Raw genomic sequence first — 11,646 nt, forward strand, 5'->3', positions numbered from 1 at the left:
AAAAAATTATCTAATCCATTCTTTTGTGTCTAAATTATAAATTTTGCTTGGTTTATGATCTTTACTTCCTTCGCCAAAATTATAAATATTTTTAACTTCTGGGAAGATTTTAGAAGCATCCTTAATATCAATTGGACTTTCTCCTGAAAGATTGCAACTTGTTACATACATTGGTCCATTTTCATTTAAAAATTTAAGTAATTCTGGTTGGTTAGGCATACGAAAACCTTGACCATTTACAATAATAGAATAAGCTCCTGGTCAATATGTTTTTGCCCATTTTATAGCATCATTAGTAAATTCTTTAAATGAGCTTGCTTGCTCAATTGAACCAACTAAAATCATAATTTTTTTATTAATTGGGCGTTTTTTCAAATAATATAAACAGTTTAAAGTGTTTTGGTTAATTGGTCCACCAATTCCTGTTACTGTATCCGTTGTACATATAAAAATCTTGCTAAAGTCCATTTTTTTCTCCATATTATGTGCTTATTTAAGTATAAAACTTGATATTAATATATAATTTTAATATTATGAACCAAAAAAAGAAAATATTATTTTATTTTTGCTTTGCTTTTGTATCTTTAGTTTTTGCAATTTGTTTTATAGTTTTAATTTTAAAACAAAAAAACATATATAACATTATTTTTGGAACAATTGGAATTGCTTTAGGAGTTATAGGAACAGGTATTTTTACAACTCTAGCATTAAAAAACTATTGATATAAAAACGCAATTGTTAAAAACTCATTTAACGAATTTGTTGATGAGATGATTAGTTATAACTCAGTAGGATTACTAATTTACGATAGCAACTATCGGATTTTATGAACTAGTTCATTCATTAAAAACCGTTTTGGTAGAAAATGAATTGGAACTACTTTAAATGAATTCTTTAGTAAGTTAGGCATTGATTTTGACATTAATAAAACTAATATTTCTTTTAACTACAAAGACTCAAATTATGTAGTGGACATATGACCTTTAAAAAGCTGTTTAAGCATTCGTGATAACTCAATTGAACAATACATGATTGACATATATAACAATGAATCAGCAGTAATTGGCGAAATTGAAGTTGATAACTATGCTTTATATCAATCAATTTTATCTGAAGAAGAATTATACACAGTTAACCAAACTGCAATTAATTTACTAGATGATTTAGTAGCAAAATACAATTTTGTTTATCGTCAATATACTAATGGTAAGTTCTTAATTTTTACAAACCGCGAGTCAATTGAAGCAATGAGTGCAATTAATTTTAACTTCTTTGCTAAACTACACGGTGCTTTAAGAAATACAAGTCAAAATACATTAATTTTATCTTGCTCAGCTGGTTTTGCTTATGGCTATAGAAGTTTAAGCGAAAAAATGGAACAAGCTAAATTTGCTTTATTACAAGCGCAAAGCCGTGGTGGTGACCAAGTTGCGATAGTTTCAAATATTAATAGACCTAAATACTTTGGTTCATCAAGTGAAATCTTATATGATGTTAGTCGTACCAAGATCGCTAATATTGCTAATATTATCGAAGCTAAAATGAAAGATCCTAACATTAAGAAAGTATTAATTTATGGTCATGCTAATGCTGACTTGGATGCTTTAGGTAGTGCTTTAGGGTTATGAACTTTAGCAAAACAATTTAATAAAGAAGCTTATATTTGTTCAACTACTCAAGATGCTACAGCTAAAAAAGCGCTAGCTAAATATCTTCCTAATAAAGAAGAAATCTTAATTAAAGCTCAACAAGCAAATCGTTTAACTGATGAATCAACTTTAGTCTTCTTAACTGATATTTCAGATATTAAACGTACCGATAACCCAGAATGTATTTCAGGTGCTAAAACAAATAATATTTTCATTTTAGATCACCATAGATTAGGAACTACAATTGAGTTTTGTCCAAAGATTAATCGTTATATTGATCCAGCTGCTTCAAGTGCTTCTGAAATCGTTTCTGAAATTATCATGTTTATCCAAAGACGTATTAAATTAGAGCCATACGTTGCACAAATGCTTTTAAATGGTATTTATTTAGATACACTTCAATTTACAAAACATGTTAACGCTAGAACCTTTTTAGCCGCTGGTTGATTAGAAGAAAGAGGAGCTGATTCAGCTAAAAGTAGTGAAATTCTTAAAATTGATGAAGCAACTCAACTTAAAGTTAATGAATTGCTTGAAAATATTCAAGAAGTTCGTCCAGGCTATTTCTTAGCTTATAAAGATATTCCACTTTCAAATGATGTGATTTCGATCGCTGCTGAAGAAATCTTAAAAATTAGTAACCGTAAAGCAGCATTTGTGGTTGCTAGATTAGAAAATGAAAAAGTATATAAAATGAGTGCTCGTAGCTTCATTATCAATGTTCAATTAATTGCTGAAGAAGTTGGTGGTGGTGGTCACTTTGGTACTGCTGCTGCTACAACTAAAGAAGACTTTAATACTTTCATCGATAATATTAAACAAGCTATTGTAAGTGCTAGAGATGAAAATAAATTTAATTAATAAAGGAGAGTTATGAAAGTAATTTTAATTAAAGATTGTAAAGACGGTAAAGCTAATACAGTTGTTGAAGTTTCTGATGGATACGGTTTAAACTTTTTAGTAAGAAAAGGTTTTGCTCTTCCATACAATGAAAAAACTAAAAAAGAACTTGAAAAAAGACTTAGTGAACTAACTAAAAACGAAATGGAAGTTAGAAAAGAAGCTTTAGAAATTAAAGATAAACTAGAACAAGAAAAGTTACATTATGATTTAAGTGCTAACATTGATGCTAATGGAAACTTAAATGTCCATGGTGCTATTTCAACTAAAGACTTAACTAAGGATTTAGCTGAAAAAGGCTATAAATTAGATAAATACGCTATTCAAAAGGTTCATCTTTTAACTGAAGGCTTACATGAAGTTGATGTAATTGTATATAAAGATATTGTTGCAAAATTAAAGGTAGAAGTAATTATCCATGTCAAATAATCATCCCTTAACAACCTCTAAATTTTCAAAACCAAGGATTGAACAAGCCTTGCTTGGTTTAGCTTATATACAAGATAGTACATCAAGTAAAATTCTCCCTTACCTTACAAGGGAAGATTTTACTGTGCGCGAATATGCTGACTTTTTCGATGTTTTATACGAATTATTCATGAGTGCAAGCTCAATTAATCACGAACAAGTTTTATTATTAGCTCAAAAAAAAAACTATAAATTTATTAACTTTGAATTTTTAAGTTCAATGGAAATGAATGCAGGTTTAACATCAAATATTGCCAACAACTTAAAAGAATTAGTTCGTCTTACTAAATTAAGAACTCTCGAACAAAAATTAAATAGAATTCAAAATGAAATTAGCACAAATGTTGAAGTAGATGAAAACATAATTGTTAATGAAATTCAAGATTTAATTCTTGAACTTGATAAAAGTAGTGCTCAAAGTAGTTTCATAACCTCTAAACAAGCTAGTGATGAATTAATGAAAGACATTGATCAAAGAAGAATGCTTGATCCAAATACAATTAGAGGTATTACAACTGGCTTTAAAGATATTGATACTAATACCCAAGGTTTCCAACCTGGTGAATTTATTATTATTGCTGCTCGTCCTGCAATGGGAAAAACTGCGTTTGCATTAAACATTGCTAATAATGCCGCAAAGAACAATAAAAAAGTTGTTTTCTTCACTTTAGAAATGACCGCAATCAGCTTAATGACTCGTTTATATGGTATTAATACTGAAATTGATTTAAATAAATTTAAAAAGGTTCAAGATTTAAGTGAAACTGATCTTCTTAAAATTGGTGCAACTAGAGAATCATATATTAACAAACTTAACCTTTTAATAGATGAATCGGCTGATAACGATATCAATAATATCATCTGAAAATGTAGAAGATTACAAAAGGTTCAAGGGTTAGATTTAATTATTATTGACTATTTACAACTTTTAAGTAGTTCAATTAGTAACCGTGACAACCGTCAAAATGAAATTGCTAAAGTTTCACGTGCTTTAAAAACTTTAGCTCTTGAATTAAAAATTCCTATCATCGCACTTAGCCAATTAAGTCGTGAAGTTGAAAAACGTGAAAATAAACGTCCTATTCTTTCGGACATTAGAGAATCTGGTGGAATTGAACAAGATGCTGATATTGTTATGTTCCTTTATAGAAAGAACTACTATAAGAAAAAAGGTGAAGTAGTTGAAAACAAAATGGAATATGGTGATATCGGTGAAATAACTGATGTAATTATCGCAAAACACAGAAATGGTCCAACTGATGACTATCAATTATTATTTAGAATGAATTGTGGTAAGTTCATGGACACTGTATGAAAAATGGATGACAATTTAAATACTAAAATTAAAACTAGCGAAGAAGGGGATGACTAATGCCTGAGTATCTGAAAATATTGACCTTAATTGGGATGTTTGTTTTACTTATTTTAAGTGGTATCTTTAGTGCTTGTGAAACAGCTTATACTACTTTAAACCCCGGCAAAATTGAAGTAATGATCGATAATAAAGAATTTGGTGCTAAAGTTATCAAAAAGCAGCACAAATTCTTTAACCAAACTTTAAGTACAATTTTAATTTGTAATAATATAGTAAACATTGCAACTTCGGCAATTATCTCTTATATTTTAAGCAGCTGATGACTTAAGGATAATCCTAAAGTTGAACATTATAATGTTCTTATTTCAACCGCAATCATGACCCCAATTATTGTTATGTTTGGTGAAATATTGCCTAAGCTAGCTGCAAAAAAACATCCTGTTGGAACTGCTAAAGCATTTTGCTATTTACTCGAAGCTTTATACTATATATTTTGAATTTTTACCTTTCCAATTAGTAAGATTGGTAAAAAAATCTACATCACAAATACAGAAGATGATGTTAAAGGATTAATCGATGTAGCACAAAACGAAGGGGTGCTTGAAGCCAACGAAAGTATTATGGCTCAAAACGCCTTAGACTTAGATAGCACACGTGTTTCTAAACATTATGTAAAACTTAAAGATGTTTATAAAATAGATTGAAATGCCTCAGTATCTGATGCATTAGAAATTTTCAAAGAAACTAACTATAGTAGATTACCTGTTATTAAAGATGATATGCCAATTGGGATAGTTCACTTAAAAGATATATTCCATTTACAAAAAGGTAAAGTAATTAATTATTTAAAAACTATTCCTTATGTTTCGATGAATTTCTCTCTTTCAACAGCTTTAGAAAAGATGAGAAGAAAGAAATCACAAATGGCTTTTGTTACTAAAAACACAACTAGTGGCGAAGTTATTGGGATTATTACAATGGAAGATATTCTTGAGGAAATAGTTGGTGAAATTTATGACGAATTTGACTCTGAAGAATGAGAAGATTTCTTCGAAATCAGCTTAGAATTATTCCATGTTTCAGGTAAAGTTAAGATGAAAGAAATAATCAAAAGACTTGAAGTTGATTTAGAACTTAGTGAAGAAGAATTGAATCAAACACTTTATGAGTTCCTTTCTTCAAGAGTAAAACATGAGCTCAGATTAAATACTAAATATGAATTTGAAGACATTAGTTTCAAAGTTATTAATGTTAGTCCTAAGAATAAAAAAGACATTAAAGTTGAAATAGAATTAGGTAATGAAGTTGATATTGATACATCAACTGATACCGAAGTTCAAGACGTTAAAGAAGGTGAAAATAATAATCAATAGATATGCATTAAGGTGCATATTTATTTTTTGTTTAATGCTGTTTAATAGGGAAATTAGGCAAAAATAAAATCACCTCTAAAGTGAGGTGAATATTATTTAAATTAAAATTATCTCTTAATTTCCTTAAGACGTGCAGCTTTACCAGTTCTGTTTTTCATGTAGTAAAGTTTTGCTCTTCTAACTTTATTTGAACGAACAACTTCGATGTGTGCAATCATTGGTGAGTGTAATGGGAATGTTCTATTAACACCAATACCAAATGAAATTTTTCTTACTGTAAAAGTTTCTCTTGTACCTGATTCTTTTTTGCTAATTACTAAACCTTCAAAAACTTGGATACGTTCTTTTTCGCCTTCACGAATACGTACGTGAACTTTAACATTGTCACCTACACGGAATTCAGGTAAATCAGGACGTAATTGACTTTGTTCAACTAATTCAATTAATTTATTTCTCATTGTTAATCCTTTCAATAATATCTGGACGATTTTTTAATGTTTTTGCATATTGAGCTTTTTTCTTTCATTCTTCAATTTCTTTATGATTTCCATTAAGTAAGACTTCAGGAACTTCCATACCTTTATACACTCTAGGGCGTGTATATTGAGGATAATCTAATAATCCTTCACCTTGGAACGATTCATATTCATGGCTTTCTTTTTTAATAACCCCATCAACCAATCTAATGATTGAATCAGCCATTACCATTGAAGGTAATTCACCTCCAGTTAAGACATAGTCACCAATTGATAATTCTTCATCTACTAGTGAAACTACTCTTTCATCAAAGCCTTCATATCTTCCTGAAATAAATGTTATTTCATCATACTTAGCTAATTCATTAGCTTTATTTTGATCAAACACTTTACCTTGTGGCGTTACTAAGATTTTGTATCCGCCTCTATTTTTTAAAGAATCTAATGCTAAATCAATAGGCTCAACTTGTAACAACATTCCATGACCACCGCCAAAGATTTCATCATCAACTTTATGATGTTTATCTTTACTAAATAGTCTAAAGTCTATTACATTAATATTGATCAAATCTTTTTCTATTGCTTTAGCAATAATTGATTCGTTAATAAAAGGTTCATAATAGTTTGGAAATAATGTTAAAAAATTTATTTTCATATATTATTTTTCAGTTTTTTTAGTTGATTTTTTTGTTGTTGTAGTAGTTTTTGCTGTTGTAGCAGTTTTTGTTTTTTAGCGGTTGTAGTTTTTTAGCAAAAGCAGCTTCAGCATCTTTCTTTGTTGCTTTCTTTGATTCAATAAGAATTTCTTCTACATCTGCTTTAGCAGCTTTTTGGAATTTTTCATTTAAACCGTGTTGTCTAAATAAGTTGTAAACGGTTTGTGTAAGTTGTGCACCATCTTTAATTCATTGAATTGTAGCTTCTTCGTTAAACACAAATGCTTTTGTGTGAGGGTTGTATTGACCGATAGCTTCGATAAATCTACCATCACGAGGAGCACGAGCGTCAGCGACTACAATTTTGTAGCAAGCATTAAATTTGCTTCCTAAACGTTTTAGTCTAATTTTAACCATTTGGTTACTCCTTTTTATAATAATGTTCATACCATATGTCAAGCAAAAGTGCTTGACACCAAGTTATTTACATATATATTTTAATATATAAGTTATTTTTTGAAAACAAAAAAATAAAAAAAGAAAGACCATTTAAGATCTTTCTCTTATAGCATAAGACAACTTAAAAACGAAAGCTACCGCGCACAACAACTTTCAGATTATCGTAAGAAGGGAGTATTAAACTCTTAAGCAACCATTTCCTGTGGAAATAGTAATCATTCGCCTTGAGAATGCATCATTATTATTCTAATACAATGTTAGACAAATTCAAAGAAAATTTTTTATTTTATTTATTCATTCTAAAAGTAAAAGTTCCAGCATTATAAAAAAAGGTTTGTAATTATGCAAAAATAAGTCCTTAAAAATAATAATAAAACACGTAAATAAAATATGCATTCTATTATAGTTTGCGGTTAATGACAGCCATTTAATGTATTTGCAATTGAATAATTTTATTGTCATTTAGACAAATATTTTTTTAGAATTTTTGGTTTTTATTTTTTTAATAAATGAAAAAATCCAAAAAACAATTTTATTATTTCAATATAAAAATTATAGTCTTTAAATAAATATTATTTAAAGTCCAAAAGTTTTGCAAGAAAGTTTATAAAATAATTATTTTGGTCAATTTTGACTATAATTATATATAAGAGCATAAAACTCTTTTTAATAAGATAAGAAAGGAAAAATAATGAATAATAATCACAAATTAGGTTTCACTATTTTTAGTTGAATAATATATATTGGTGTGCTAGGCATTGCATGTTATATGATTTATTTAGTTGTTAATGTATCTCAAGCTTTTGATAATAATATTGCTAAGATGCAATCATTCTCTGATCGAATCGGTAGATATTGATTATTTGCGAAATATATAAATGCAAGCTTATATAAAGAATGAATCTCTTCTATTATTGCAATGTCAATCTTTGGTGTTTTTGGAACATTATCATGTATTGCTATAACTATAATGAACGACAGATATTTCAAAGGTGGATGATTAGTTAGAATAGTATTATTGATTTTTCTATGCATAGTAGCTGCTTTCGTAATTATTATGTTCATTATCATTATGACTGATGCATTTTATTCAAAAAATTACGAATTCTTATTATCAAGACAAACAAGAAAAGACCATGCAGAATTAATTGAACAACTTAAAGACTTAATTGGTAAAAAATAAAATTCAGATTTTATTTTTTATAAAATTAAAATTAGCATCGAATACGGTGTTAATTTTTTTATCTACTTAAAATTTTATTCTTAGCCTATAAAACAGAAAAATTGTGCAAAATAAAATGAAGAAGATTTTTACCTTCTTCAAATTATTAGTTTATTTTAAATTTACAAATTCAACTAAAGTATCAATTAATACACCTTGTGGTTTTCCACCTAAATCAGCTGTACCAGCTACATCACAGTGGATATAAGGAACCATATTTGTAAATTGTTTTAAGAACATAGCAGCTGTATTGCTATCTGATTTTTCTGAACTATTATAGTTATTTAAATCAGCCACAATACTTTCAGTATTTGGTTCATTATAATCTTCGTGGAATGGCAATCTTCAAACTTTTTCATGTGCAACATTACCAGCTTGTTCCATTACTTTTCAGTTATCATCTTCAGTTGATCAAATACCTGAATAAGTTGCTCCAAGAGTTCTTAAAACTGCTCCAGTTAATGTACCAACATCAATTAAGGTTGTAGCATTTAAAATAGTTGCACCATAATATAAACCATCAGCCATAACTAAACGACCTTCAGCATCTGTATCAGTAACTTCAACACTTAAACCTGACATTGATTCATAAAGGTTTTCAGGTAAAGCAGCATCACCATCAAGACGGTTGTCTGTTATACACATTACAACAGCCATATTCTTTTTAATTTTAAGTTGAGCAACAGATTTTAAAGCATAAGCAGCAATAACACTTCCTGACATATCATATTTCATACCTTCCATATGATATCCTTTAGTATTAACGCCACCAGTATCAAAGGTGATACCTTTACCAATTACTACTACTTTATCTTTAGATTTTGGATTACCATTATATTCTAGAACAACAACGCGAGGTTCATAGGTTGATCCTCTATTAACTGCTAGAATTAAGTTCATCTTAATTTCTTTTATTTGTTTTTTATCTAAAACTGATACTTTAACATCTTTTAATTCTTCAAAGTCTGCTTTTATATAATCTGCTAATTGTTCTGATGTACAGTAATTTTCGGGCATTACTTGTAAGTTTCTACAAATATTTCTATTCATTGCGATAATTGCATATTTATTAGCTAATTCTTTTCATGAATCATTTGCTAATAAAAATGAATATTCATTTTTGGTAGCTTGTTCTTTTTTCTTGTTAAATAAGTCTGCGTAATAAAAGATAATTCTTGAATAAAAAGCTTTAAGAGCATCTTCAATCTTAATTTTGCCGTTAACAAATGAAGCTATATCAATTTGGTAATTTCTGCTTCTTTTTACAATAACATTGTCAATCAATGAAACTAAATCATCATAATCTTCAAATTTTTCATCAAGAAAAATGTATGCTTCATTATTTTCCTTAAATTCTGTAATTGCTAAATTTTTCTTGCTAATTAATTCAAATTTATCATCTTTTGAACCATTTTTATATTGAGCTTTAAGTAAGATTTTGTTATCTCTTTTTGTAGTATATAAATTTAAAACTTTATCCTTAGCACTTGCTTTATCAAGAAGTTCTTTTAATTCTTTTGTATTAAGTGTATTTTCTTTCATATGTTCCTCCTATTATTTGACGGTGTCAAAATAATCTACAATATAATCAATTTCAGATGAGAAAAGTTTCACAAATAAGTATTGAAAGTTTTTAAAATCTGAGCTATCATAATCTCTTAATATTCTATTGTATTGACGAAGTATTAAGTTAGCAAAACCATCTAAATCTTTTATTTTCTTAAATGGTTTATTGAAAGCAGTATCATAACTTGTTGTGTTATAGTAACTCTTATTTAAATCAATTAAATCTAAATGAATAGTTAAAAACTTGCTTACAAAATCAAATGAAAAGTCTTCATCTCCAGCTAAAGCTCTATTCATATTTACATCAATTCTGTGCACATCATTTTTATCATCAGGATTTACGAAAACGGCTATTTCAAAGTATATATCGTTTCAATAGTCTACCATTTTAGCAATCTTAAAATCATGATGAATTGCCTTTATATCGTTATCAATATAAAAGTATGAACCATAATCAACAAGTTGTAATTTTGCTTGAATATTATTGTCCAAAATAACAGTTGCTTTTTTATCTAATTCTTTAAAAGAGTTAAATTCTTGTTCATTTAAGTCTTTTTCAAAAATATAAATTCTATCTTCGTCAGTATCAATTCTTTTAATTAAACTCATAATGCCTCCATTTGAACTGTTAATAATTATATTCTAAATAATTGTGCTTTTACATATTTATACCTTATAAATGCTTAAAAATTGCTTAAAACCAGGAGAACATTCATAGACATTTTTAAAATAAGACCTCTTTTTATGTTTATTAATTAATAAATAAAAGAAGAAAACAACAAAAATATTTCCTACTTTTTAAATCAAAAATTTGCTTTCAACAATTACAAATAGATTAGTTAATTTAATGTAAAAAAACACATCAAATTTTGGAGCAATATTGACGAAAATATAAGTAAAAAAGGAAGAAACAGACATTTAATTTTTGCTATAAATTTGGCTAAATTAACAAAAAAATTTTTTGTTATAATTAACCTATGTTTTATATAATATATAAAAAAATAATTTAAATTAAAAATATAAAGGAGAAAATCATGGCAGATAAAAAACGTAAAGCTGGCGCAGGACTAGTTATAACAGCATCTATTCTAGTTTCTATCGCAGCAATTTCAACAACTTATGCTTTAGTAGCTAAAGATGCTAAACAAGTGCTCGAAAAAGCTCAAACTGATGCTAATAACAAACTAGTTGAAGTAAATAATGCTAAAAATGAATTTGACCAAGCAATTCAAGCTTTAAATGATGAAAAAACAAGATTAGAAAACAATAACGAAAATGATAAATATAAACAAATTATCAGCCATTTAACAAATAAAATAAATGAGTTAAATCAATCAGTTGCAGATGCTCAATAAGTTCAAGCAATTAAAGCTTTAACTGAAGACGCTAAAAATGAACTTATTTCATCTCAAGCATGAAGTCAAAGCGCTGATAACTTATCAAACAAAATTAAAGAAGCTAGTCAATTAGTACAAGATGCAAAAGATCCTGCTATCCAAAATGCTAAAGAAGAATTAAATGGTGTTCTTCAAGAAGCCTTAAGTCAAAATGGAAAAGGTGAT

Annotated in this window: 11 protein-coding genes and 1 pseudogene; 6 read left to right on the forward strand and 6 right to left on the reverse strand. The window is 27.9% G+C overall.

Annotation, left to right across the window (positions count from 1 at the left end; all coding sequences use genetic code 4):
• Nucleotides 1-6: 6 nt before the first annotated feature.
• Complete coding sequence (locus tag ACJA22_RS01795; RefSeq protein ID WP_406617425.1) at nt 7-468, reverse strand: Sua5/YciO/YrdC/YwlC family protein; 462 nt, start codon at nt 466-468, stop codon at nt 7-9.
• A gap of 65 nt (nt 469-533) precedes the next feature.
• On the opposite strand from ACJA22_RS01795, the gene ACJA22_RS01800 reads away from it, so the two are divergent.
• The 4 genes from ACJA22_RS01800 to ACJA22_RS01815 are packed head-to-tail and all read left to right on the forward strand — an operon-like array spanning nt 534 to nt 5,705.
• Nucleotides 534-2,510, forward strand: a complete 1,977-nt coding sequence (locus ACJA22_RS01800; protein ID WP_406617426.1) for a DHH family phosphoesterase — start codon at nt 534-536, stop codon at nt 2,508-2,510.
• A 12-nt stretch (nt 2,511-2,522) separates the two neighbouring features.
• Nucleotides 2,523-2,978 (forward strand): 50S ribosomal protein L9, encoded by a 456-nt coding sequence (rplI, locus tag ACJA22_RS01805; RefSeq protein ID WP_406617427.1) that lies wholly within the window; start codon nt 2,523-2,525, stop codon nt 2,976-2,978.
• On the forward strand, nt 2,968-4,389 hold the full coding sequence (dnaB, locus tag ACJA22_RS01810) for a replicative DNA helicase (RefSeq protein ID WP_406617428.1): 1,422 nt from the start codon (nt 2,968-2,970) through the stop codon (nt 4,387-4,389). Before rplI ends, dnaB begins: the two co-directional genes overlap by 11 nt.
• Entirely contained in the window at nt 4,389-5,705 is a 1,317-nt protein-coding gene (locus tag ACJA22_RS01815; protein WP_406617429.1) for a hemolysin family protein, read from the forward strand. Before dnaB ends, ACJA22_RS01815 begins: the two co-directional genes overlap by 1 nt.
• A gap of 107 nt (nt 5,706-5,812) precedes the next feature.
• Here the strand turns inward: ACJA22_RS01815 and rplS are convergent, their stop codons facing one another.
• The 3 genes and pseudogenes from rplS to rpsP all read right to left on the reverse strand — a co-directional run.
• Nucleotides 5,813-6,163, reverse strand: coding sequence for a 50S ribosomal protein L19 (rplS, locus tag ACJA22_RS01820; protein ID WP_406617430.1), 351 nt, complete (start codon nt 6,161-6,163; stop codon nt 5,813-5,815).
• Nucleotides 6,153-6,836: a tRNA (guanosine(37)-N1)-methyltransferase TrmD gene (trmD, locus tag ACJA22_RS01825; RefSeq protein ID WP_406617431.1), complete on the reverse strand. Its 684-nt coding sequence runs from the start codon at nt 6,834-6,836 to the stop codon at nt 6,153-6,155. The genes rplS and trmD overlap by 11 nt, the downstream gene beginning before the upstream one ends.
• Before the next feature lie 160 nt (nt 6,837-6,996).
• A pseudogene (gene rpsP, locus ACJA22_RS01830) lies at nt 6,997-7,254 on the reverse strand (30S ribosomal protein S16); the annotation flags it as partial.
• A gap of 733 nt (nt 7,255-7,987) precedes the next feature.
• Here rpsP and ACJA22_RS01835 point away from each other — a divergent pair.
• Nucleotides 7,988-8,479 carry a hypothetical protein gene (locus ACJA22_RS01835; RefSeq protein ID WP_406617432.1) on the forward strand — a complete coding sequence of 164 codons (492 nt, stop codon included), beginning with the start codon at nt 7,988-7,990 and terminating at the stop codon, nt 8,477-8,479.
• A gap of 150 nt (nt 8,480-8,629) precedes the next feature.
• Here ACJA22_RS01835 and ACJA22_RS01840 read toward each other — a convergent pair whose 3' ends face one another.
• A complete protein-coding gene (locus ACJA22_RS01840) occupies nt 8,630-10,060 on the reverse strand; it encodes a M17 family metallopeptidase (RefSeq protein WP_406617433.1) in 1,431 nt (476 codons plus the stop codon).
• Nucleotides 10,061-10,072: 12 nt separating this feature from the next.
• The gene (locus ACJA22_RS01845; RefSeq protein ID WP_406617434.1) at nt 10,073-10,693 is read right to left on the reverse strand and encodes a hypothetical protein; all 621 of its coding nucleotides are present in this window, start codon (nt 10,691-10,693) and stop codon (nt 10,073-10,075) included.
• A 425-nt stretch (nt 10,694-11,118) separates the two neighbouring features.
• Between ACJA22_RS01845 and ACJA22_RS01850 the strand changes: the two genes are divergently transcribed.
• Nucleotides 11,119-11,439: a hypothetical protein gene (locus tag ACJA22_RS01850; protein ID WP_406617435.1), complete on the forward strand. Its 321-nt coding sequence runs from the start codon at nt 11,119-11,121 to the stop codon at nt 11,437-11,439.
• Nucleotides 11,440-11,646: the final 207 nt, after the last annotated feature.

The organism is Mycoplasmopsis adleri, from assembly GCF_045276205.1.
In the GTDB taxonomy this organism is placed as follows: domain Bacteria; phylum Bacillota_I; class Bacilli_A; order Mycoplasmatales; family Metamycoplasmataceae; genus Mycoplasmopsis; species Mycoplasmopsis adleri.